The organism is Stenotrophomonas sp. LARHCG68 (genome assembly GCF_052871705.1).
In genome coordinates, this window is record NZ_JBIXJV010000001.1 from 164,385 (window position 1) to 188,539 (window position 24,155).

The window sequence follows — 24,155 nt, forward strand, 5'->3', positions numbered from 1 at the left end:
GCCGGCCTAGGAAATGTAGGCGATGAGTCGCTTGCCCACGGCCGCGACCATGCTCGAGAGCAGGTCCACGTCCACCGGTTGTTCCAGGTCCAGTGCGCGCGCGAGAGAAGGAGGCGGCATGCGCAGCGACCTGGCCAGCGCCTCGTGGCTCATCCGGTTCTTCACCAGCTCGTTGTGTACCAGCACCTTGAGTGATTCGCTGGCCGAGAGATGGATGTTGACGCCATTGCTGGGCTTGCTCCGCGGCAAGGGGACGGGAGCGCCGGCCTGGAACTTCCTGCGTATCTCCGTCCTCAGCGCCACGCCGAGGCTCCGTTCCAGATGGCTCGCATTGGCTGAGCAGATCTCGGGCCAGTCCGTCAGGTGCATCACGGGATGGGTCGAGCTTCCCTCGGATCTCACGGAATATACGAACATATGCGTATGTCTGAGGTGGCAACCGGCGTGGTTGCGCAAGCCTCGCAAGGCAGGATGATTGTGATCTGGTGCCTAAATCTATTGATCGGAATTGCGCTTTGCACGCACGCACTTTCACCTGCCCGGTGAGTAATGGTGAGTGGGCGGGGATTTCGGGATGGACTGACCGGATGATGCATGAAGCCGCTTATGTGCGCGCTGCATGCCGCACGCGTCGGTGCCGTCGTCGCGGTGCGATGCGGTGCGGCGGGACGTCAGTCCGCCGTGTCCGGATCGATCTCCAGCACCGCACCGAGCCGTTCGGCCAGCGCCTGGAGGGCATCGATGACCCGTTCGGTGGCGCTGTCACTGGCGACCTCGACCCGGATCAGGTGATTGCCCGGGCCCTGGTTGTCGCTCAGGCCGGCGGAGCTGCTGTCCTGGTCGGTGACGTCGGGAAGCAGGTCGGCGGCGTCCTCGGCCCATGCCACGTCGTCCATGCCCTTGAGCATGTCCAGCATGGCCTGGGCAACGCCTTCATCGGCAGTGAGTCGTAGCTGCAGTGCACGCATGCGGGAACTCCCGTCTACTCGCCGTCCGCGGTGAAGCCGACCTTGCGATGAGAGCCATCGCAGAACGGCTTGTTGGCGGAATGGCCGCAGCGACACAGCCAGGTTTCGGTGACGCGGTCGAGGGTGCGGCCGGTGCCGCTGACCACTTCCAGGTTGCCGACGACATGCAGCGGACCGTCGCGGGTTGGCATGACCTGCAGCAGGCCGTCGCGCTGGGCCAGGGCTTCGGACTTCCGTTCCGCCGGCTCGCCGGTGGCGGTGAAGCCGCAGTCGACGTGGCGGTGGTCGCAGAAGGGCTTGTTCTCCGACGCACCGCAGCGGCATAGCGTGGCGCGCATGCCCTCATCCTGGCCGGCGATGCGCAGCGGTGCATTGAAGGCCAACGGGCCGTTCTCGCGCACGTGCACCAGGTTGACCACGGGCGCCGGTTCGGCATGGCTGCCGTCATTGAATTCGTAGCGGATGGCACCGGAAGGGCAGTTGCGGGCGATCAGTTCCACTTCCTCGGCGCTGACCGCGTCGGGGTGGATCCATTCCCCCGCCACGTTGGGCACGAAGACATCGGGGTGGCTGAGCACGCAGTTGCGGGAGTGGATGCACCGGCTGCCGTCGAAATGGAGGGTGACGGTGGTGCCGCGAACGGTTTCGGTTGCCATGGGCTGCCTCCGCTTCGGAGCGCCCAGTGTCGCGCGCCGGATGTGAAACACCCGTGGGTAGGCGCGTCCCCGCTCGCGGAACGGACGCGGCTTGCATGCGCGACGATGCGCGCCACTGCATGTGCGCATTCAGGCAGCCCGGCATCGCGGCCGGGGCTGTTCCCGCGGGTCAGCGGCGGATCGCGAACACGCCGTCCAGCGCCAGTTCGGCCTTGAAGCCAGCTTTCTGCAGGCGCGTGGCCACTTCGCGCGGAACGTCACGGCCACTGGTGAGCTTGTTCGGTGCGCCGGTGTAGTGGAACAGCCGCCCGCCGGTGCGCAGCACGCGCGCGAGCTGGTCGTAGAACACCTGCGAGTACAGCTCGCCGGCGATGCCGAAGCGTGGTGGGTCGTGCAGGATGGCATCGAACGAGGCGTCGCCAAGCGTGGCGATCTGCTGCGAGACATCGCGGTGCACCAGTTGCAGGCGCCCACCGGCCAGGGGACTGTCCGGGTCGGGCGACCATGGGTTCAGGGTGCGCAGCCACAGCACTTCCGGGCTCTTCTCGAACGAGTGGATGGCGGCCACGCCGTCGTCCAGGCAGCAGGCGGCGAAGTAACCCATGCCGCCACAGGTATCGAGCATGCGCTTGCCGCGCGGTTCGACCAGCGCCACCTTGCGGCGCGCATCGTCCATCGGCGAGAGCTGGGCGCTGACCAGCATCTTGATGCCGTCGATCTCGAAGGTGGGCACGCCCCAGTCGGTGGGCACCAGCTTGTACAGGCCGCTGCCGAAACGCGAAGCCGGGCTGAATTCCTCGCCGTCCCAGTAGTAGAGCGTGCGGTCCTTGAGCTTGGCCGGCCAGGGGAAGGCCTGGCCGCGCCATTGCCAGCCGTCCGGAGCGAGGCCCACCGGGTCCTGGCTGTGGCCCAGGTCGAACGAGGCGATCGCTTCGCTGGCACCTTTCTTCAGTGCGGTCTGCAGCTGGTCGAGCAGCGGGCGGGTGAGCAGGGGGCCGGTGTAGTGGGGCATTGGGGTGAGGCGTGGTGCGAGGGAGGGAATGCTACCGCAGGGGGCAATGGGGGGGCTCGGGTTGGCGTGAACGGCACCCCTCCCCAGCCCTCCCCTTCGCTGCGCGAAAGGGAGGGGTGATTTCGGATGTGCACGGTCTGCCGGGAACTCACCGCGACCCACGATGGTTGATGGCAGCAGGCATAATTCGCGGCCTGTTCCCCCCGGATCCCGCCGCCTCTGCCATGCAGGGCGGCCTGCTCGCATGTCCTTCCTGAATACCGAACTGGCGCAATGGCGCGCCCATCCCCTGCGTGAAATGCTGGCCGGTGCCGTGGCCACCTTCGCGCTGATCCCCGAGGTCATCGCCTTCTCGTTCGTGGCGGGCGTGGACCCGCAGGTCGGCCTGTTCGCCTCGTTCGTGCTGAGCATCGTGATCGCGGTGTTCGGCGGGCGGCCGGCGATGATCACTGCCGCAGCCGGCTCGGTGGCGCTGGTGGCCGCACCGCTGGTGAGCGCGCATGGCCTGCCTTACCTGCTCGCCGCCGGCCTGCTGGCCGGTGTGATGCAGGTGCTGTTCGGGGTGTTGCGGCTGGGCGTGCTGATGCGCTTTGTCAGCAGTTCGGTGCGTACCGGCTTCGTCAATGCACTGGCGATCCTGATCTTCTCCGCGCAGCTGCCGCAGTTGCAGGGCGCCACCACCGCGACCTGGGCGATGCTGGCGCTGGGCCTGCTGGTGATCTACGGGCTGCCGCGACTACCGTTGCCCGGTGTGCGCGCGATTCCCTCGCCGCTGATCTGCATCGTGGTGCTCAGTGGGCTGTCGGCGTGGTTGAAGCTGGACCTGCCGACGGTGGCGGACCTTGGCCGGTTGCCCGAATCGCTGCCGCACTGGATGGGACTGCCGCAGTTGCCGCTGGACCTGCAGACGCTGCGGATCATCGCCATGCCGGCGCTGGCGATCGCCATGGTCGGACTGTTGGAATCAATGATGACCGCGCGTGTGGTCGATGAGCTGACCGATACGCCCAGTTCCAAGAACCGCGAATGCACTGGCCTGGGTATCGCCAACATTGCCACCAGCCTGTTCGGCGGCATCGCCGGCTGCGGCATGATCGGGCAGACCGTGGGCAACGTGAAGTACGGCGGGCGTGGCCGGCTGTCCACGCTGTTTGCCGGCGTGTTCCTGCTGGTGCTGATGGTGCTGCTCAAGCCATGGGTGGCGCAGGTGCCGGTGATCGCGCTGGTGGCGATCATGGTGATGGTCAGCGTGTCGACGTTCGATTGGGGCAGCCTCGGCGCGCTGGTGCGGCATCCGCGGCTTTCCGGCGTGGTGATGCTGGCGACCGTGGCAGTGACGCTGGGCACGCACAACCTGGCCGCCGGCGTCGGCGTGGGCGTGCTGCTCAGTGGCGTGTTCTTCGCGCTGAAGGTGGCGCGCCTGCTGCGGGTGGACAGGCAGGACGATGCCGATGGCAGCCTGCGTTACGCGGTGAGCGGGCAGGTGTTCTTCGCCTCGGCCGACGCGTTCATCGATGCATTCGACCCGCATGCCGCGCAGGGGCGTACGGTGGTGATCGACCTGTCGCGCGCGCAGCTGTGGGACATCACCGCCGTGGCGGCATTGGAGAAAGTGGTGAGCCGCTATCGCCACCACGGCGTGAAACCACGCGTGCACGGCCTGGACCGCCAGGGACGGATGTTGTTGCGGCGGGTGCTGCGCGAAGGAGCAGTGGCGCTGGAGGATGCACCGGCAGGGCGCTGAGCGACGAGCATCGCAGGAGCGGCCAAGGCCGCTCCTGCGGGCGTGGGCTTACATCACGTCCCACGCATAGCCGCCGCGCTCCAGCACCGAGGCGGCCAGGGATTCGATGATCTCGTCCTCGTTGCGTTCCAGACCACGGATGTTGCGGGCCATGCGACGGCGCGCCTGGCGGGCGAACAGGCGGGCGATCCGGACCGCATCATCCGCCGCCGGGTGCTTGGCCTGGATCAGGCTTTCCACCCGCGAGAGCACGCACAGGCCGACGAACAGGTCGATGGCGACATCGGCCACGCGCTTCTGCGCATGCTGTTGGTCGGCGATCTGCTTGCCGTGCTTGCGCAGCAGGCGGTCGGAGGCCTTGGACAGCTCCACCGCGTACTTTTCGCACAGGCGTGCCAACGGGCGCAGCGCATCGTCCAGCGGTGCGCGGATGCGCCCGGTGCCGTAGCCGGTGGCCTCGCGCACGCGCCGCCCGGCGTAATCGCCGAGCACGCCGAAGCCCTTGATCGGGTCATTGAAGATGCCGCCCACCGCGCTCTGCAACTCGGCCAGCGTCGCGCCCACGCCCTTCAGGCCATTGAGTGCCACGTACAGGCGCAGGATCTCGTTGGTGCCTTCGAAGATGGACAGGATGCGCGTGTCGCGGGTCATCTGTTCGTACGGCAGCTCGCGCATGAAGCCGTTGCCGGCGGCGATCTGCAGTGCCTCGTAGCAGCAGCGCTGCACGGCTTCGCTGGCGAATACCTTGCTCATCGCCGCTTCCACCGAGTAGTCGGTGCGGCCGCTGTCGATCAGGTGCGCCACCATCCACACCGTGCTTTCGGCGGCGAAGCAGTCGGCGGTCATCTGCGCGATCTTCTCGCGCACCAGCCCGAACTCGGCGATGGGCTGGCCGAACTGCCTGCGTTCGCTGGCCTGCGCACAGGCCATGCGGATCAGCGCCCGCATGCCGCCCACCGCGCCACCGCCCAGGCCGGTGCGGCCGCTGTTGAGGATGTTCATCGCCACCTTGAAGCCCTTGCCGACCGGGCCCAGCACGTTGGCGGCCGGTACGCGCACCTCGTTGAAGGCGACGGTGGTGGTGGATGAGGCACGGATGCCCATCTTGTCCTCGTGCGGGCCATGGCTGACGCCCTCCCACCCGGCCTCGACGATGAACGCGGTGACCTTGCCTTCGGGCGTGTCGGTACGCGCGAACACCGTGTAGAAATCGGCGATGCCGCCGTTGGTGATCCAGATCTTCTCGCCGTTGAGCGTCCAGGTGCCGTCGTCGTTGCGGGTAGCCTTGGTGCGGATGGCGGCGGCGTCGGAGCCTGCGCCGGATTCGGTCAGGCAGAACGCGGCGATCATCTCGCCGCTGGCCAGCTTCGGCAGGTAGCGCTGCTTCTGTTCATCGTTGCCGAACAGCAGCAGGCCCTTCATGCCGATCGAGCTGTGCGCACCGACGGTGAGCGACACCGAGCTGTCATGGCTGCTGGTCTGGCCCAGCACGCGTGCATAGGCGCCATTGGACAGCTCCATGCCGCCGTATTCCTCGGGAATGATCAGCCCGAACAGGCCCATGTCGCGCAGGGCCTGGATGAACGCTGGCGGTTGTTCGGCATCACGGTCGTACTGCCGCAGTTCGGCGGTCTTCTCCCCCAGGAACTGGTCGATGGCATCGGTCATCGCGCCGAGCATCTCGCGGTCACGTTCGCGGATCTGCGGATAGGGGAACAGCGTGTCCTCGGCGATATGGCCGAAGAACCGCTGCTTGGCGATGCTTTCATCCAGGTTCGGCGATGCTGCGGTAGTCACGGAACAACTCCTTGGAAGGACAGGCAACGAACGATGGCTGGCTGAATGAACGCTCAGCCCATTGCCATAGGTTCACACATTCGCCCGGCACAATCATGGAACTCGCCGTGCCACGCCCGGTCTGTGCTTGCCACGGCCCCGCGATGGCGGGCCGGTCGTCGTCCCGCGGATTCACCCCCTTGATGGAGATGCATGCGTTATCAGGCCTCGCCCGAGCCATTGTGGAACCGCGTTGCGGCGGTCGCGGTTGCGTTGGCTTTCCTCTCCACGCTGGCGCGGCTGTTGCTGCAGATGCCCGAAGCCACGCCGGTACGGCGCGAGACGCGGATTCAGCTGCGCTGGCTGGCCGCGGAAGGGACCTTGCCCGCGCCGCTGATCGTGGCCCCCGTGCCTGCACGGAGCGCCGCGCCCGTCGTGGCTGCCCGCACCGGGCCGGCCGAGCGGCCGGTCGCGGTGACCGCGCCGGCCACGCCCACCCCTGCGCCCGTCGCAACCGCGACCATCCCGGCCGGCACCTGGTCGCAGCGGCTGTATGGAAAGGACGGCACGCTGGCCGTGCCGGAGGCGTCGACGGCCCGGCAGAAGAGTGCGACCGAGCAGGTGTTCGAGCACCGCGACGCGCTGGCCAGCGGCGTGGGCGAGCGGCCGCTGGAAGGGGCGGTGACGAAGATGTTCGAGGACAGCAAGAAGCCCGGTGAGTCCCCGTATGCGATGGCCGCGCGCGTGGTGCATGGGCGCGACGTGCAGCCGGCGCAGGCCCGTCGCCCACCGCCGGTGGCCTTCAACCCCAATCTGCATGAGCAGAAGGCCGACCTGGGCAGCGAAGCCACCGGCGACGTCTACAAGGCAGCGCCGATCCGGTTCGAGAAGGCGCCCGACCTGAAGGGCGAAGCGAGTCGTCGCATCCGCGTCGCGGTGGGTGATCTGGAACGGCGCTACCCGCGCTGCAGTGCCGAGCAGCGCACGCGCTGGATGGTGCCGGTGCTGGCGCACCTGGACGCGCTGCAGCGGGTGGAGTACCGCTTCAACAACGGTGCCGATCCGGTGGAGGCCGAACACAGCCTGCCGAGCGCCGCTGACAGCGCCTATGACATGGCAAGGCGTGCGCTCTGGGACGCCGAGCGGCGGATGAAGACCTGCAGCTGAGTCGTCGCTGTCCCCTGCAGCGGCTGCGGAAGGGCAAGGGTGGGCAAGGCGTGGACATGCCGAACACATATCCACGGCCGCGCGCCGTCCCTGCTGCGCTGCACACGGGTCATCGCCAGGACAACCCGGCGCCATTATCGGACAGGTTTCATAACCAATTGTTTTTCCGTGATTTTCGGGGCGATCGTGTGCCTAGAATCGGGGTTCTTCCAACCCAGGGACCACGATGAAGTCGATCACCGTTCTCGCCTGTGCATTGGCACTGGCTTCCACGTTTGGCTGTCAGGCAAAGACGGAACCATCGCCTGCGGCGACGCAGGTCGGCGTCACGCCCGGGCATAGCCATGCATTGCCACGGCATGCGTTGGTCGGTTACCTGCACAACTTCGACAACGGCCAGGGCGTGTTGCCGGTATCGCAGGTCGACGACAGCTGGGACGTGATCGTGCTGGCCTTTGCCGACGACATGGGCGAAGGCAAGGTGGCGTTCAACCCCGACCCGGCGCTGGACCGCGCGCAACTCATCGCCGACATCGCCGCCAAGCGTGCCCGTGGACGCATCGTGGTGCTGTCCTTCGGGGGGGAGCTGGGCACGGTGACCTTGAACACGCAGCGCGATGAGGACAACTTCGTGCGCACCACCGCCGAGGCCATCAACACCTTCGGGCTGGATGGCATCGACATCGACCTGGAGAAGATCGCCGGCGTCACGCATGACGCGCCGGTGGTGCCGCACCTGATCTCGGCGGTGAAGCGCCTGCACGGCATGTACCCCAACCTGTACGTGTCGATGGCGCCGGAACACCCGTACGTGCAGGGGGGCTTCGTCTCGATGGAAGGCATCTGGGGCGCCTACCTGCCCTTGATCGATGGCCTGCGCGCCGAGCTGGACCTGCTGCACGTGCAGCTCTACAACAACGGCGGCCTGCCCACGCCCTATCGCGCCGAAAAGTACCCCGGTGGCAGCGTGGACATGATGGTGGGCTCGGCGAAGATGCTGATCGAGGGCTTCCCGCTGGCCGGGGGCAAGGGCCGCTTCGAAGGCCTGCGCGCGGACCAGGTGGCATTGGCGTTGCCATCGGGGCTGCGTGCGGCAGGCAATGGCTACGCGACGCCGGCCGATATCAACCGTGCCTTCGATTGCCTGACCATCGCTTCCAACTGCGATGAAGTCACCCCGGCGCAGCCGCATCCGACGTTCCGTGGCGTGATGACCTGGTCGATCAACTGGGACGTCACCGACAACCGTGCGTTCTCCGCACCCGTAGGCGCACACCTGCGCGCGGCCAGCACGCGCTGACATCCCCGGTAGGTGCCGGCCGAAACCCCGGGCGGCGCAGGCGGTCGGGGGGCCGCTGGCTTCGCGGCCGAGGCCACGCCTACGGCGTGGTGCAGGTCGTGGCGAACTGCGCCCTCCCTTTCGCGCAGCGAAGGGGGAGGGTGGGGGAGGGGTGGTTCCCGGCGTGTGCTGGCTTTTTGGCCGGGGCCGTTCCTACCAGGATGCGGGCCACTGGAAGTGCACGAGGGTGACGGTCTCGTCCTGCTCGAAGCCGGGATACAGCTGTTGCATCACGGCCAGCAGCCCTGGGGGCGTGCGGCAGGCCGGGTCGTGCTCATCGGCCAGGTCGGCCGCGGTCAGGGTGTCGAAGCGGCGCAGTTCGGTCCGCAGTTCCAGCGGGGCGGACAGCTGCCCCGGCGCATATTCGATGCAGGCCTGGGGCGCGCCATGCCAGCGCTGGCCACGCCGTACGCTGGTGTTGCGACCGGTATGGAACAGCGGGGTGGCGAAGCCCAGCAGGGGGACGGCGTTGGGCATGGTGGCAGGCCGGAAGGCGGCCATTCATTCTGCCGCACTTTTCATCACCTGCCGTTCAAACGCGCGGGCCCAGCATCATCGCCCCTTCCCATGATGTGGTTCCGGCATGTCACGCGCGGCTGCGGTTGCGATGGTGTTGCTGTTGTGCGGGCTGTGTGCGCCGTTGCAGGCGCGCACCGTCTACCGCTGCGTGCAGAAGGGCACGGTCAGCCTGGCCACCGCGCCGGAACCGGGATCGCGCTGCACGGCGATGACGGTGGACGACAACGCCGTGCAGGCGCCGAACCTGTGGGGCAACTTCGGGGTGTTCAGTGGCACGTTGTACGAGCGTGAGCAGGACGGCCGGAAGGTGTACTCCACCCGCAACCTGCCCGGTTCGACGCCCTACCTGCGTTTCACCGTGGCCACTCCGCCGGGCGAACCGGCGCACGCCGGCCTGGGACGCGTGGGCACGCCGCAGCTGGACCGGCATGCTCGGCAGTTCCGTGCCGCCGCCAAGGCCACCGGCGTGGATGATGCGTGGCTGCGCGCGGTGGCACATGCCGAGAGTGCGTTCGACGAGAAGGCCATTTCACCCAAGGGCGCGCAGGGCGTGATGCAGCTGATGCCGGAGACCGCGTCGGAGTACGGGGTGACCGATCCGTTGTCGCCGGCGCAGTCCATCAACGGTGGCGCGCGCTACATGCAGTCGTTGCTGCGTCGCTACAACGGTGACCGTACCCTCGCGGCGGCGGCATACAACGCCGGCATCGGCGTGGTCACGCGTTATGGCGGCGTGCCGCCGTACGCGGAAACGCGACAGTACGTGGACAAGGTGCTGGCGCTGTACAGCGCCTACCGGCAGGCGATGGGCAATGGCCCGGAGCGTCCCGCGCAGTAGCGGCCGGGCGTGATGGGCTCAAGCGGGTTGTGGCAGCTGCAGCTGCTGCCAGCCCACGTGGTGCATCAGTTCACGCACCACCACCAGCGCGGCGATGAAGCGCGGTTGCGCAGGCAAACCGGCACGATGTGCGGGCAAGCCGGCGGCCACGTCGGCCAGCAGGTTGAAGGCGCGTTCCACCGCGTCGATGTGCCAACGCGTGCGGGCTTCATCACCAAGTAGCGTTGGCAACGCAGCCAGGCCGTCATCGGCCACCCACAGGGCCTCCAGGGGATGCGCGCGCAGTGCCACCACATGTGGCATCAGTGCATCCTCGGTGGTGGCGATGGCCCGTTCGATCGCTGCCTCGCTCGGGGGAAAGCGCGCCAGCCCCTCGGCCAGCAAGCGGTCCAGCGACAGCGCCAGGGCGATGGCCTCGCCATGCGCCGGTTGCAGCGTGATGGGCGTGGTGTGCAGGTACAGGCGAGTGGTCATGGTGGGCTCCGGGGGTCGGGACCGATGGCAGGTTCCGCCCCGGTCGATCAGCGTCTATCGTGCCGGCTCGGCAATCATTTGGGTGTACATGGATCGCAAGCATTGGATTACGGCCGTCGTCGTCGTTACCGGAGCTGCCCTGGCGGCAAGTTTCCTGTGGGTACCGACGCCGAAAGGCCCGGTGGGCCCGGCGCCCACGCCGCTGGGCTGGCAGGCCCGCATCGACCTGCTGGGCGGTGACGGCGTTGCCGGCAATGCGGCAGGCAGTGCCGCGCAGGTGCGCTTCAGCGACCCGTGGGGCGTGGCCCTCGGTGGCACGGTGCTGTTCGTGGCCGATGCCGGCGACAACAACCGGATCCTCTACCGCGACCTGCTGGGCGGGGCCTTCACGCTGCTGGCCGGTGGCCGCGAAGGCTTTGCCGACGGACAGGGTGCGGCGGCGGCATTCAACACACCGTCCGGCATCGCGCTGGACCGCCACGGCAACCTCTACGTGGCCGATACCGGCAACCATGCCATCCGCAGGATCACCCCGCAGGGGCAGGTGAGTACCGTGGCGGGCGACGGTACGCCGGGCTTCGCCGACGGTGTGGGCGCGCAGGCACGCTTCAACGGGCCGATGGGCGTGACCGTGGGAGCGGATGACCGCATCTACGTGGCCGATACCTGGAACGATCGCATCCGCGTGATCACGCCCGATGGACAGGTTGCGACCCTGGCCGGCGGCGAACGCCCGGGGTGGGAGGACGGCGCCGGTGCGGTGGCGCGGTTCGACACGCCCACCGACCTGAAGCTCGACGCGCACGGCAACCTGTGGGTCGCCGACCTGCAGAACAATGCGCTGCGCGTGATCAGCCCCGAGGGCACGGTCAGCACGCGCGTGGGCATGCGCGACGGGGAGCGTGTGTTGTGGGGACCAATGGCGCTGGCGGTGACGCACGACGACGTGGTCTATGTCAGCGAGCGGTTGAGCGGTCGCGTGGTGCAGGTCTCGCCGCACGGCCACATCGTGGCGGTGGCGGGCAATGACGCACAGCGCTTCGCGCGACCGGCCGGCCTGGCGTTGGCCCCGGACGGCAGCCTGTTGATGGCCGATGCCGATGCCTACCGTGTCCATCACCTGGCACCGGCAGCCGGCGGCCTGCAGGCGTCGCCGCCCGTGCTGGGGCCTTCGCCGGACAACCCGTTGCCGGCCAACCAGCGGCGGTGGCCGCTGGCACCGCAACTGGGCTGGCATGAAGTGACCGGGACCTTGGGCGAGGTGCGTGGCAACTTCAGCGGCGAGAGCCGCCATCACCTGCACAGCGGTTTCGACGTGCGTGGCGATGTCGGCCAGACCGTGCTGGCGATTGCGCCCGGGAAGGTCAGCAGCCCCGCGTCGACCTGGTCACTGGGCGGCCAGGCCGAAGGGTTCTCGCTGGACAAGCTGGACTACATCCACATGAAGGTGGGGCGTGATGCCGGCAACCGCCCGCTGGACGCCGCGCGTTTCCAGCTGCTCGATGACGAGAGCGGCCGCCTTGATCGCGTGCGCGTGCGCCGCGGCACCCGCTTCCAGCCGGGCGACGCCCTGGGGAGCATCAACAACCAGGCGCACGTGCACCTGGCGGTGGGACCGTCCGGCTACGAGCGCAACGCGGTGCGTCTGGGGTTTGCCAACTACGCCGATCACGTCGCGCCGAAGATCGACGACATCGCGCTGCTCGATGCCAATGACCAGCGCCTGGTGACGAAGGTCGATGGCCGCCTGCGGGTGCCCCGTGATGACAGCGGCCTGCAACTGGTGGTGGAGGCGTGGGACCAGGTCGACGACAACCTGCCGCGCCGTCGTCTTGGCCTCTACGCGCTGGGTTACCAGATCCTGGACAGCAACGGTCGTGCATTGCCCGGCTATGCGCAGCCACGGATGAACATCCTCTTCAACCGCATGCCGCCACAACGCGAGGCGGTAAAGGTGGCCTATGCCGCCGACAGCGGCATCACCGTGCATGGCAGCAGCAGCACGCGTTTCCGCTACGTGCTGACCAACACCGTGCGTGACGGCCTGTTGGCCACCGGCCTGCTGCAACCAGCGGAATTGCTGCCGGGGAACTACACGATCCGCATCACTGCGAAGGATTACAGCGGCAATGAGGCGATGGCGGGAACCGAGCTTCCGATAAGGGTCCAGTAACGGCGATCCTCCGGCAGGTACATCGTGTCGTTCGGCAACAAAAAAGCCCCGGCAGATGCCGGGGCTTTTGTTCACCTGCAATCGACGGGCGATTGCCTTGCTGTTGCCTTCCTTCGATCAGAAATCGTAGGAAGCGGTCAGGCGGACCGAACGCGGTGCGGTGTAGTACGTGCCCATGCCGTAGGTTTCCGAGATCTTCTTCGGGCCCACTTCGTAGACGGCATCGCTCTGTACCGGCTTCAGTTCGTTGAACACGTTGAACACGTTCAGGCCGAAGGCCAGCTTGTGGTCAGCGAACGACGGACGGTACTGGACGCCCAGGTCCAGACGCTTGGTCCACGGCTGGCGACCTGCATCACCCGGACGCGAGGGCTTGCCACCGCAATAGTGATACGCCGCCTCGTAGCCCATCGGATCGCTGATGTCGGTGCCGTAGTAGCCCAGGCAGCTCTTGGGCATGCCGGAGGCGACACTCAGCGTTGCCGAAGCGGTCCACTCATCGTTGAACTGATAGGCGGCAAAGCCCTTCAGCTGGTGGCGACGGTCGTTGGCAAGGTAGCCACCGGCATACTCCATCAGGTACGAACCGTCCCAGTCCTGGGTCTTGGACACGTCATCCTGGCCGATGTCCGACTTGACCTGACCTTCGGTGTTGCCGAAGTTGCGCGACCAGGTGTAGTCCAGGCGACCGTACCACTTGTCGCTCATCGGATGCTCCAGGAACAGGTCGATGGCGACGTAATCGCGCTTGGCCTTGTTGTTGCCGAAGCCCCAGTCACTGCCGCTCATCTGCATCCGGGTGTAACCGGATCCATCGACGTTGGCCAGCATGAAGGTGTTGGTTTCGCCGGGGTTGAAGATCAGGCAGCCCGGGATGGTTACCGAAGCCGGGTCCACGCCCATGGCGGTCAACTTGTCGGCCATGCGGTCCGGATCGCAGACATCGTCGATACCGGCTTGCAGGCGACGGTAGGTGACCTTCGCACCGGAGTTCCAGGACTGTCCCAGGGTCTTTTCGAAGCCGAGGATCATTTCGTCCTGGTACTGCGACTTCAGGTCGGTCGGGGCCACCGAGTACGGATCCGGGGCCACGCCGTACTCATTGTTGGAAGACACCGGGCCCGGGCCCAGTGCGGTCAGGCCGGTCGGGTTGCCGTCGGCGTCGATGCCGGTGTACGTGAAGTACTCGCGGGTATAGGTCGAGGCCGACGCACCACGGATGGCGACGCTGTTGGGCAATGCCAAGTAGTAGCGGCCCAGGTTGGCAAACACCTTCAGCGAGGAATCACCGAACACGTCCCAGCTGGCGCCAATACGCGGAGCCCACTGGTCACCGCTTTCCACGTACGGGACGGCGGCGCTGTTGAAGTTGGTGAACTTGTCGTTGCGCAGGCCCAGCGTGACCAGCCAGTTCGGGGTGATCTGCCAGCGGTCTTCCAGATAGTAGGCCTTCTGCTCAACGCTCATGCTGGTGGTGGTGGAGAAGATGTACTTCTGCACCATGTAGCCCTCGCCGCCGGGCGGGGTGATGTTGAACTTGCTGTTGGGCGACTCGTTCGGGTCAAGCTGCGAGTAGATCCATGCATAGCCCGGGCCGGTCATCGACTGGCCTTCGTTGTAGGCGTTGTAATACATGTTGTCGATACCGGCAGTCAGCTCGTGGTTGCCGATGCGGTATTCAAGGTCCACGCGCAGGCCGCGGGTCTTGCTGCCGGCATCGCTGGCCTTGCCGGCGTTGGTGGCCTGCGAGTTGCGGATCGGCGTGCCACCGGTGATGTTCGGATCCTGGTAGGCCGAGCCGCTGATGTACGGGAGCGGGGAGTCGCTCGGGTTTGATGCCAGGTTGTCCTGCTTGCTGCGGCCGTAGGTGGCGCTCAGCGTCAGGTCATCGGTCAGGTAGCCGGTGTACTTGAAGATGTCGTAGCTGTCTTTGATCTTCGTGGTGTTCGGATACACGCCGGTGCGACCGCCGCCGCTCAGATCGTCATAGTCGAACGCGGTGTAGTAGCCGGCCTGGCGGTCGGTGTTCTGGATGCGGGTGTATTCCAGGGTGTGGTCGTCGGTGATGTTCCAGTCGACCTTGCCGTAGAACTTCGGCGAGCTGTAGCTGTAGTGGTTGCGCGCCTGCTGCGCCGCCTCGATGCTGTTGGTGGACACGCCGTCGGTCTTGTCGGCTTCACCGGCCAGGTGTACGAACAGGCGGTCCTGGATCAGCGGGCCGTTGACATAACCGCTGTAGGTGGTCTGGGTCTTGCCGTCACCGTTGCGATAACGATAGATCGAGCCGTCGCGGGGATACCAGACATCGCGCGGCGAAGCGGCGAGGCTGTCGGGCGACCAGGTAGCCTGCACGCCGAAGTGCCATTCATTGGTACCACGCTCGCCGATCTGATTGATCACGCCGCCGGTGGAGCGACCGTAGCGTGCGCTGTAGCCGCCGGTGTAGGTTTCCTGCTGATTGATCGAGCCGTACGGCAGGCTCACGCCGCCCATGTTGCTGAGCGGATTGGAGGCGTTGTAGCCGTTGATGTAGTACGCGTTCTCGGTGACGCTGGCGCCGCCGAAGGAGAGCACGGAGCGCGAGCCGTTGCTGAACTCGCCGCTGCCTGCGATGACGCCCGGGGCGAGCATGGCGATGGCTTCGGCGCTGCGGCCCAGCGGCAGCACTGCGAGCTGCTCGGAGGTCACCACCGACTTGGAGACGGTGTTGCTCACGTCGATCTTCGGCATGTTGGCCGCGGTGACGGTCACGGCGTCCAAGTTGGTGGCATCACCACCGCCGAAGGACACTTCGGTGCCGGCACCGACGCGCAGCTGCACGTTCTCGCGCTTGTCGACCACCTGGCCATCACGCTGCAGGGTGATCGAGTAGTTGCCCACCGGCAGCGAGCCGAGGTTGTAGCGACCATTGGCATCGACCGTCACCGAGCGCTTCAGGCCGGAATCGTTCTGCACCGTGATGGTTGCACCGGCGGCCTGCGGGGCGTTGCCGTACAACGAACCCGTGGTGCTCTGGGCGGCAGCGGCACCGATGACCGAAGTCAGAATCACCGCGAGCGCGGTGCGCTTCAGGCGGATTGCTTGCTTAGCACTGCTCATCTAAATCCCTTGCATTGGAAAGTTGTTTCATTCGCTAGCTGTTTCTGGTGAAACCACCGTGACAACTGAACGAAATCTTAATTTCTTTTTGACAGGTTTTGCAATATCAGCTGAAACTAAATTTAACTTATTGATTTGTAATGAAAATAAAAGAATTGCTGGCAGCTGAATGGGTGCTAGAGAGCGAGGAGGGATGTTCCCAAATGCCGTCGGGTTACGAAAAGCAAAGACCCCGGCCGAAGCCGGGGTCTTTGTCGCTGAGGATCTGATCGCTACGCGGTGTCTGCGATCAGAAGTCGTACGTTGCCGCGAAGCGCAGGAAACGAGGTGTCTGCCGTGCCTGCGGGAGCAGGTAGGTGTTGGACACCGTGTACGGGCCGGTCTCGGAGGTCACATCCACCTGCAACGGCCTGCCTTCGTTGAGCACGTTGAAGACCTGCAGGCTGAAGCCGAGCTTGCCATCGAGGAACGCTGCCGGTCGATAGCTGACGCTCAGGTCGATGCTGCGGGTCCACGGCGTGCGCTGCGAGCCGGGCTTGGCGATGGAACCAAAGCAGGTGTGGTACGCGGCGTCGTAGCCGATCGGGTCGGCATCGGAGGAGCCTTCGTCGATGCTGCCGTCGGGGTTGTAGTAGCCCAGGCAGCTGATCGGCGTGCCCGATTGCACGCGGATGTTGCCGCCCACCGACCATTCCGGGGTGATGGCGTAGCTGCCATACAGCTTCAGCTGGTGGCGGCGGTCATTGGCGAGATAGCCGTTGGCGAACTGCATCATCTGCCATGCGTCCCAGTCCTGCGTCTTGGAGATGTTGGTCTGACCGAACTCCGACTTCACCTGGCCTTCGTTGTTGCCCTCACTCTTGGAATAGGTGTACGAGACGCGGCCTTCCCAGGTTCCATCGAACGGGTGTTCGGCGTACACGTCGATGGCCTTGTAGGTGCGCTTCAAGCCATCCTTGAAGCCCCAGTCGCTGGAGGACATGCGGAAATCGGTACGGCCGCCGACATGGTTCCCGGCGGCGTCGACATTGGCCAGGCTGAAGGTGTTGGTGCCGCCCGGGTTGAACATGTAGCAGGAGGCAATCTCGACGTGCTGGCCGTTGCCGGTGGAAGCAATGTACTTGCCTTCCTTGGTCCCGACCTGGGTCAGCCCGTTCACGTCCATGAAGGTATACGGATCGCAGACGTCATCGATCGAGGACTTCAGGTCACGGTAGGTCAGCTTCGCTCCGACCACCCACTTCTCACTGAGCTGCTTGTCAAAGCCAAGGATGAACTCATCCTGGTACATGTTCTTGAGATCGGAAGGCGCGAAGGAGAGAACGTCCACCGCGGTGCCGTATTCGCCGTTCGAAGAGACCGCGCCCGGAGGCGGTGCGCCGTTGACACCCCCGACTGGCGTGAGACCGGTCGGAGCACCGTTTGCATCGATGCCGGTGTAAGTGAAGTATTCACTGGTGAAGGTCGAGGCGGAGGCGCCACGGATGGCCACGTTGTTGGGCATGGCCAGGTAGTAGCGGCCGGCGTTGCCGAACACCTTCAGGGAAGCATCGCCCATCACGTCCCAGCTGAAGCCCAGGCGCGGCGCCCACTGGTCCTTGGAGGACATGTAGGTGGCGCCGGAGTTGTTCTTGTTGGTGAACTCGTCATTGCGCAGGCCAAGGGTCAACAGCAGGCTGTCAGTGACCTGCCAGCGGTCCTCCAGGTACCAGGCCTTCTGGTCCAGCGACATGCTGGTGTTGGTGAAGTAGTCGCGTTTGGTGACGTAGTAGCCGGCACCACCAGGGGCGCCCACGCCCAGGGCCGCGTTGATATTGCTCGCGGGGTTGGAGGCACGCTGGTAGAGCCAGTAGTCCGATTCCTGCGACGTACCTTCGTTGTCGGCCTCGAACTTGATGTTGTCCATGCCCAGGCTCAGCGTGTGGTCTCCGACCACCCATTCCAGGTCGGCACGCAGGCCGTGGGTATCATTCACGCCATCGCGACCCTGGTAGCCTGCCAGCCGGCTACGGATTGGCGAGTTACCGTTGAGGGCGGGGTTCTGCAATGTCGGATTGGCGATGTGCGGTACACCCGGCAGCAGGTAAGGGGTGTCGCGAGCAGTGAAGCGGCTCTTGCCATAGGTGGCGCTGAGGGTCAGGGTGTCGGTCAGATAGCCGGTGTACTTGAAGATGCGATAGTCGCTGTCGCGCTCCTGCTCGGTCGGCGTCACCGCCAGGCGATCACCGATGGCACCTGTCTCGATGTCATATTCACGGTAATAGCCGCTGTAGTCCTTCTTCTCCTTCATCCACGTTGCTTCAAGCAGGTGGTCGTCGGTGATGTTCCAGTCGATCTTGCCGTAGATCTTGGGGTTGTCCGTATCGGCATAGGTACGGCGGGCCGATCCCAGCGAAGACGAGTTGGTGTCCTGCTTGGTCTTCTGCGCTTCACCGGCGACAAAGAAGAACAGGCGATCCTGCAGGATCGGGCCGCCAACATAGGCGCTGTAGGTGGTGACGTCGGTCTTCTCGCCCTTGCCGCGGGAGTACAGCGTGCCTGCGGCATCCGGATCTTCGTAGTCGTAGCCTGCCGGCAGGTTCTGGTCCGGCAGGTAGAGGTCGCGGTAGTCCTCACGCAGCGACTTGGGATCCCAGGTCACCTGCCCACCGAACGTCCACGCGTTGGTGCCGCGCTTGCCGATCTGGTTGATCACGCCACCGGCCGAACGGCCGTACTTTGCGCTGTAGCCGCCGGTGTAGGTTTCCTGCTGCGAAATCGCGCCATAGGGTAGCGAGAAGCCGCCGAGATTCGAAACTGGCTCGCCGCTGAAGTAGCCGTTGATGTAGTACGCGTTCTCCGATACACCTGCGCCGCCGAAGGAGACCAGCCCGGCGAGCGCGGAATAACCGGCGGCACCTGCCACCGCGCCTGGGGCGAGCAGTGCCAATGCCTCCGCCGAGCGCTGCAGCGGAAGGCGCGCAAGCTGCTCGGTGGTGATCACGGTGCGGGTGTCGGTGGTGGTCAGGTCGATTGCCGCCGGAGCGGTGGCGGTGACCGTGATGGCTTCCAGCGTGGTTGCGCCGCCGGCAGAAGCGAATGAGCCATCCACCGAAGAACCGACGATGACCTGTACCTGGCGGGTGCCGATGACCTGGTCGCCGCGCTTGACCGTCACGGTATAGACGCCGACAGGCAGGGCATTGATGGTGTAACGACCGTTGCTGTCCGCCGCGATGGTTCGATTGAAGCCGCTGTTGTTGGCGACATGGACGGTGGTGGCCGTTCCGGCCTCGACGGGGATGCTGCCTTGGATACTGCCGGTAGTGCTCTGCGCGTATGCGCCGCCAGCGATGCACAGGCTCAGCGCAGCACTGAGGGCTGCGCGTTGGATCGTCTTGCGCTTGACCATCTGCTCTCTCCAGAAGTTGTGTTTGTTCCTGATGCGGGCCCCAAGTCGGGAACCTAAACACCCGGTGAACAGACGTTACAGCTGAATCGACTCAAAATTAATACTTCGTGAATATTTTTTTACCTAGAAAAATAATATCCTTTTAAATCAACATGTTGATGGTCAAGTGGGTCAGGTCATGGCGTGACCTTTGGCACGGGGGGGGCATTGGCACGCGTCCAGCTGCGCGGAACCGCCTTGAGCACCCCCATGGGGAGGCTCTGCTGGGACTGAAGTCCAGCGCCCGCGGGTAGGGCAGGTGCCGCCGAGCTGGGATTCCCACACCTGCGTTGCAGGTGTGGGAATCCCAGCCAGATCGAAGGCCGAGGGGCGATGTCATCCTGTCTGTTGGTGCTTTCCAGCCAGTCCCCCAGCTGTTGATCCGGGCGTGGTTGAAACGTCCAGGCCATATGTCGGTGTGCTTCATGCCGGAAGCGAAACCAAGGGCAAACCGGGTGAACCCGCCCCGCCGCTTTCTGGTGGAAGCCAGACAAAAAGAAGCCCCAGCGCGAGGCTGGGGCTCAGCTGCGTCGCAAGCGCGGGATCGCGCGATGCCGATGCCTAGAAGTCGTAGGACGCGGTCAGGCGAACCGAGCGTGGCGTGGTGAAGTAGGTCTCCATGTCGTAGCTGTTGGAGATCGTGTAGGGGTCAGATTCGTAGACCGCGTCGGATTGGATCGGCTCCAACTCGTTGAGCACGTTGAACACATCCAGGCCGAAGGCAAGCTTGTGGTCGGCGAACGCAGGCCGGTAGATCACCCCCAGATCGATCTGCCTGGTCCAGGGCTGGCGGCCGGCATCGCCTGGCTTGGATGGAACGCCGTCGCAGTAGTGGTAGGACGAGCCGTAGCCGATCGGGTCATCATGATCGGCGCCGTAATAGCCCAGGCAGTTTTTCGGTGCACCGGACATGACGCGCAGCGTCGCCGATGCGGTCCATTCGTCGTTGAACTGATAGGCGCCGTAACCCTTGAGCTGATGGCGACGGTCGTTGGCCAGGTAGCCACCGGAGTACTCCATCAGCAGCGCCGAGTCCCAATCCTGGGTCTTGGAGATATCGTCCTGGCCGATATCGGATTTCACCTGGCCTTCGGTGTTGCCGAAGCTGCGTGACCAGGTGTAGTCCAGGCGCCCGTACCACTTGTTGCGCAGCGGGTGCTCGATGAACAGATCCACCGCGACATAGTCACGCCTGGCCTGATTGTTGCCGAAGCCCCAGTCGCTGGCGCTCATCTGGAAAGCCGTATAGCCAGAGCCATTGGTGTGGGTGGCCAGGAACGTATTGGTTTCGCCGGGGTTGAAGATCACGCAGCCGGGAACCTCCAGCCCGGAGGTATCCACGCCGGTCGACTGCAGTTTCGCCAGCATGCGGTCGGGATCGCAGACATCGTCGATGGCCGCCTGCAGGCGGCGATAGGTGAACTTCGCGCCGCTGTTCCAGGACTGGCCGATGGTCTTCTCGAAGCCCAGGATCAATTCATCCTGATATTGCGACTTCAGGTCGGTGGGGGCGACGTTGGCCGGGTCCGGCGTCTGTCCGTACTCATTGTTGGTCGACACCGGGCCGGGACCGAGTGGGGTCAGCCCGGTCGGATTGCCATTGGCGTCGATGCCGGTGTACGTGAAGTATTCGCGGGTGAAGGTCGAGGCCGACGCGCCGCGGACCGCGACGCTGTTAGGTAAGGCCAGGTAGTAGCGGCCGAGGTTGGCGAACACCTTGAACGAGGCATCCCCGAATACGTCCCAGCTGGCGCCCAGCCGTGGTGCCCATTGGTCACCGCTCTCGACATAGGGCTGGGCGGCGCTGTTGAAGTTGGTGAACTTGTCGTTGCGGATGCCCAGGGTCAGCAGCCAGCGTGGCGTGACCTGCCAACGGTCTTCCAGGTAATAGGCCTTCTGCTCCACCGCCATGCTGGTGGTCGTGGAGAAGATGTACTTGTACACGTAGTAGCCGTCCCCTCCCGGTGGGGTGATGTTGAAGCCCGGGCTGGGCGACTGGCCTGGCGCGATGCGTGAGTAGTACCACGCGTAGCCCGGGCCGGTGATGGTCTGCCCCTCGTTGTGGCCGTTGTAGTACATGTTGTCGATGCCGGCGGTCAGCTGGTGGTCGCCGATGCGGTAGTCCAGGTCCACGCGCAGGCCACGGGTCTTGCTGCCGGCGTCGCGCGCCTTGGTATCGCGCGCCGCCTGGCCATTGCGGATCGGTGTTCCACCGGTGATCGCCGGATCCTGCAGGGTTACCCCGCTCAGGTAGGGGTCGTCGGATTCAAGTGGGTTGTACTGCAGGTTCTTCTGTTCACTGCGGCCCCAAACCGCGCTCAGGGTCAGGTCGTCGGTGAGGTAGCCGGTGTACTTGAAGATGTCGTACTCGTCTTCGAGCTTGGTGATGTCCGGGTACGTTCCCGTGCGCTCGCCGCCCTGCAGGTCCTCGTAGTCGAATGCGGTGTAGTAGCCGCTGCTCCGGTCATTGTTCTGGAACCGGGTGTACTCCAGCGTGTGGTTGTCGGTGATGTTCCAGTCGATCTTTCCATAGAACTTGGGTGTGCTGATGGTGTAGTTGTTGCGCGCCTGGGTGGTCGAGGCAATGCTGTTGGTGCTTGCGCCTTCACGCTTGTTCGATTCGGCCGCCAGATGGACGAACAAGCGGTCTTCGATCAATGGTCCGCTGACGTATCCGCTGTAGGTCGTGGAGCTGGAGGTGTCGTCATCGCGTGATCGGTAGAGCGTGCCGGGGCGGCTCGGGTCCACGTATTCGGAGCCGGGAGTCAGCCTATCGTTGGGATACCAGACATCGCGCGGCGAGGCCGCCAGTGACTTGGGCGACCAGGTGGTCTGGAAGCCGAAGTGCCATTCGTTGGTACCGCGCTTGCCCAATTGGTTGAGCACGCCGCCGGTGGAGCGGCCATAGCGTGAGCTGTAACCGCCGGTGTAGGTTTCCTGCTGGTCGATCGAGCCGTAGGGCAGGCTGGCGCCGCCCAGTGCGTTGTACGGATTGGAGACATTGAAGCCGTTGAGGTAGTAGGCGTTCTCGCTGACGCTTGAACCACCGAAGGACAGCACCGAGCGCGAGCCGTTGCCGAAGGCACTGCTGCCGGCAATCACGCCGGGCGCCAGCAGGGCGATGGCTTCGGCGGTGCGTCCCAGTGGTAGCACGTCCAGTTGCTCGGAAGTAATGACGGACTTGGCCACGGAGGTGGAGACGTCAATCCTGGGCACGTTGGCGGCGGTGACCCTCACCGCGTCCAGCGTGGTGGCGCCGTCGTCGCGAAAAGAGACTTCAGTGCCGGTGCCGACCCGCAACAGGACATCCTGGCGTTGTTCGATCACGCGGCCGTTGCGCTCCAGCTTCACCGTGTACTTGCCTACCGGCAGCGTGCCGAGGTTGTAGCGGCCGTTGGCGTCCACGCTGACGGTACGCTGCAGGCCGGAAGCGTTCTGGACCGTGACGGTTGTTCCATCAGCCGCAGGTGCCTGTCCGAACAGCGCGCCGGTGGTGCTCTGGGCGAAGGCGCCGCTGATGCTCGCACCCAGTACCAACGCCAACGTGGTGCGCTTCAGTGTGTGGTTGTTGTTTTTGAAACTCGTCATGTATATCCCCGAGAAGTTGCGCTCTGTCGTGATGCCCTGTCGTGCGGGGCGGTGACATTGCGGTTCGCAGAGAGTGCAATGCGGCAAGGCGCGGCGTGCCACCCAACGGACCGCTTCGGATCAATGCGGGGAAGGTGCGCGTGCGTATCCCAGGAAATACAAGTGGTTGGTGTTGTTTGTCCGTACCTCCGCGTTTTTCCGGAAAGCGCCTGGAATCGTGATGTTCGTGCGCTTGAAGGGGACAGTTGGACGTAGGTGCGTGCAGACGGCGCCGCGGGTATCAGGCAGCGGGGAGGCGGGCACAAAGGAAAGGGCCCGACGTCGGTCGAGCCCTTCGTGCACATCCATGTTGTCGTCCGTGCGTTCGCATCCAGGCCTGGGATCAGGCGCCGAGGCGTACCCGCTCGGCGTCGAGGTCATCCACGGGCCGTACCTCGATGCTGCCGTAGGCCGACCAGGGGAGTTGCCGGGCGATGCGCATTGCGTCCTCGGCGTCCACTGCCTCGATCAGATTGAAGCCGGCCAGCAGTTCGCGGGTTTCGGCGAACGGTCCATCGGTCACGCGCGCCTGCGTGGCGCGCGTGCGCAACGTGCGCGCCCGTTCGACCGGTTGCAGGCGCTGGGACATCAGCAGCGTGCCCTGCGCCTGCAGGGTGTCGGCATGGCGCAGGCAGCCGCGCATCAAGGCGTCGTATTCCTCGGCCGGCAACGCCTGGGCCAGGTCGGGGTCGATGTAAATCAGTAGCAGGTATTTCATCGGGCGGGGACGGTAGGGCCGGGGCGCCCATCATCGCGCATCGTTGTTGCTGCGATGCCGCATGAATTTGTTCAGAAAATTCCATGCGCGCAATGTCGATCCCTGTCGCGCGGGTTCGTCGTAGTGGATGTGAGCCGGCATGGGGCCGGCGACGGAGACGGTGATGAAAGTGATGGTGATCGTGAAGGCCAATGCCGACACCGAGGCCGGGGTGATGCCCACCGAGGCCGAGCTGACGGCGATGGGCGCCTACAACGAGGAGCTGGTCAAGGCCGGCATCATGCTGGCCGGCGAAGGCCTGCACCCCAGTGCGCGCGGCGCGCGGGTGCGCTTCGAAGGCACGCGCCGCAGCGTCATCGATGGCCCGTTCGCCGAGACCCGCGAGCTGATCGCCGGCTTCTGGCTGTGGCAGGTGCGCTCGATGGACGAAGCCGTGGAATGGCTCAAGCGCGCCCCGTTCAGCAGCGCCGATGGCAGCGCGGTGGAGGTGGAGATCCGGCCGCTGTTCGAGGCCGAGGATTTCGGCGATGCCTTCACCCCGGAATTGCGCGCGCAGGAGCAGCGTCTGCGTGACCGCATCGAGCACAACTGACCCCGCAACGACAGGAGCACGAC

The 24,155-nt window shown here is 65.2% G+C and carries 17 protein-coding genes; 6 read left to right on the forward strand and 11 right to left on the reverse strand.

What is annotated here, in order from left to right:
* Nucleotides 1-6: 6 nt before the first annotated feature.
* The 4 genes from ACIPR8_RS00695 to ACIPR8_RS00710 form a co-directional block, all read right to left on the reverse strand.
* Nucleotides 7-303 carry a hypothetical protein gene (locus ACIPR8_RS00695; protein ID WP_192287810.1) on the reverse strand — a complete coding sequence of 99 codons (297 nt, stop codon included), beginning with the start codon at nucleotides 301-303 and terminating at the stop codon, nucleotides 7-9.
* Nucleotides 304-671: 368 nt separating this feature from the next.
* Complete coding sequence (locus tag ACIPR8_RS00700; protein WP_446539854.1) at nucleotides 672-968, reverse strand: hypothetical protein; 297 nt, start codon at nucleotides 966-968, stop codon at nucleotides 672-674.
* 14 nt (nucleotides 969-982) lie between these two features.
* Nucleotides 983-1,624, reverse strand: coding sequence for a CDGSH iron-sulfur domain-containing protein (locus tag ACIPR8_RS00705; RefSeq protein WP_446539855.1), 642 nt, complete (start codon nucleotides 1,622-1,624; stop codon nucleotides 983-985).
* 169 nt (nucleotides 1,625-1,793) lie between these two features.
* A complete protein-coding gene (locus ACIPR8_RS00710) occupies nucleotides 1,794-2,636 on the reverse strand; it encodes a class I SAM-dependent methyltransferase (RefSeq protein WP_446539856.1) in 843 nt (280 codons plus the stop codon).
* A gap of 244 nt (nucleotides 2,637-2,880) precedes the next feature.
* On the opposite strand from ACIPR8_RS00710, the gene ACIPR8_RS00715 reads away from it, so the two are divergent.
* Complete coding sequence (locus tag ACIPR8_RS00715) at nucleotides 2,881-4,380, forward strand: SulP family inorganic anion transporter (protein ID WP_446539857.1); 1,500 nt, start codon at nucleotides 2,881-2,883, stop codon at nucleotides 4,378-4,380.
* Between the two features lie 48 nt (nucleotides 4,381-4,428).
* Here ACIPR8_RS00715 and ACIPR8_RS00720 read toward each other — a convergent pair whose 3' ends face one another.
* Nucleotides 4,429-6,177 (reverse strand): acyl-CoA dehydrogenase family protein, encoded by a 1,749-nt coding sequence (locus ACIPR8_RS00720; protein ID WP_446539858.1) that lies wholly within the window; start codon nucleotides 6,175-6,177, stop codon nucleotides 4,429-4,431.
* 192 nt (nucleotides 6,178-6,369) lie between these two features.
* On the opposite strand from ACIPR8_RS00720, the gene ACIPR8_RS00725 reads away from it, so the two are divergent.
* Together ACIPR8_RS00725 and ACIPR8_RS00730 are read left to right on the forward strand one after the other, a co-directional pair.
* The gene (locus ACIPR8_RS00725; RefSeq protein ID WP_446539859.1) at nucleotides 6,370-7,323 is read left to right on the forward strand and encodes a hypothetical protein; all 954 of its coding nucleotides are present in this window, start codon (nucleotides 6,370-6,372) and stop codon (nucleotides 7,321-7,323) included.
* Between the two features lie 226 nt (nucleotides 7,324-7,549).
* Entirely contained in the window at nucleotides 7,550-8,623 is a 1,074-nt protein-coding gene (locus ACIPR8_RS00730; protein WP_446539860.1) for a chitinase, read from the forward strand.
* A gap of 192 nt (nucleotides 8,624-8,815) precedes the next feature.
* On the opposite strand, the gene ACIPR8_RS00735 is transcribed toward ACIPR8_RS00730, so the two are convergent.
* Nucleotides 8,816-9,139, reverse strand: a complete 324-nt coding sequence (locus ACIPR8_RS00735) for a hypothetical protein (RefSeq protein WP_446539861.1) — start codon at nucleotides 9,137-9,139, stop codon at nucleotides 8,816-8,818.
* Nucleotides 9,140-9,245: 106 nt separating this feature from the next.
* Between ACIPR8_RS00735 and ACIPR8_RS00740 the strand changes: the two genes are divergently transcribed.
* Nucleotides 9,246-10,019: a lytic transglycosylase domain-containing protein gene (locus ACIPR8_RS00740; RefSeq protein WP_132865832.1), complete on the forward strand. Its 774-nt coding sequence runs from the start codon at nucleotides 9,246-9,248 to the stop codon at nucleotides 10,017-10,019.
* Nucleotides 10,020-10,037: 18 nt separating this feature from the next.
* Here the strand turns inward: ACIPR8_RS00740 and ACIPR8_RS00745 are convergent, their stop codons facing one another.
* A complete protein-coding gene (locus ACIPR8_RS00745) occupies nucleotides 10,038-10,493 on the reverse strand; it encodes a hypothetical protein (protein ID WP_446539862.1) in 456 nt (151 codons plus the stop codon).
* A gap of 88 nt (nucleotides 10,494-10,581) precedes the next feature.
* Here ACIPR8_RS00745 and ACIPR8_RS00750 point away from each other — a divergent pair, with 88 nt between their 5' ends.
* Nucleotides 10,582-12,666 carry a gluconolaconase gene (locus ACIPR8_RS00750; protein WP_446539863.1) on the forward strand — a complete coding sequence of 695 codons (2,085 nt, stop codon included), beginning with the start codon at nucleotides 10,582-10,584 and terminating at the stop codon, nucleotides 12,664-12,666.
* A gap of 117 nt (nucleotides 12,667-12,783) precedes the next feature.
* On the opposite strand, the gene ACIPR8_RS00755 is transcribed toward ACIPR8_RS00750, so the two are convergent.
* From ACIPR8_RS00755 to ACIPR8_RS00770, 4 genes are all read right to left on the reverse strand, one after another.
* Nucleotides 12,784-15,765 carry a TonB-dependent receptor gene (locus ACIPR8_RS00755; RefSeq protein ID WP_323439671.1) on the reverse strand — a complete coding sequence of 994 codons (2,982 nt, stop codon included), beginning with the start codon at nucleotides 15,763-15,765 and terminating at the stop codon, nucleotides 12,784-12,786.
* A gap of 289 nt (nucleotides 15,766-16,054) precedes the next feature.
* Nucleotides 16,055-19,156 (reverse strand): TonB-dependent receptor, encoded by a 3,102-nt coding sequence (locus ACIPR8_RS00760; protein WP_446539864.1) that lies wholly within the window; start codon nucleotides 19,154-19,156, stop codon nucleotides 16,055-16,057.
* 600 nt (nucleotides 19,157-19,756) lie between these two features.
* Nucleotides 19,757-22,783, reverse strand: coding sequence for a TonB-dependent receptor (locus ACIPR8_RS00765; protein ID WP_446539865.1), 3,027 nt, complete (start codon nucleotides 22,781-22,783; stop codon nucleotides 19,757-19,759).
* 382 nt (nucleotides 22,784-23,165) lie between these two features.
* Nucleotides 23,166-23,540, reverse strand: a complete 375-nt coding sequence (locus ACIPR8_RS00770) for a YciI family protein (protein ID WP_446539866.1) — start codon at nucleotides 23,538-23,540, stop codon at nucleotides 23,166-23,168.
* A 163-nt stretch (nucleotides 23,541-23,703) separates the two neighbouring features.
* Here ACIPR8_RS00770 and ACIPR8_RS00775 point away from each other — a divergent pair, with 163 nt between their 5' ends.
* Nucleotides 23,704-24,132, forward strand: coding sequence for a YciI family protein (locus ACIPR8_RS00775; RefSeq protein ID WP_446539867.1), 429 nt, complete (start codon nucleotides 23,704-23,706; stop codon nucleotides 24,130-24,132).
* The last annotated feature ends 23 nt before the right edge of the window (nucleotides 24,133-24,155 follow it).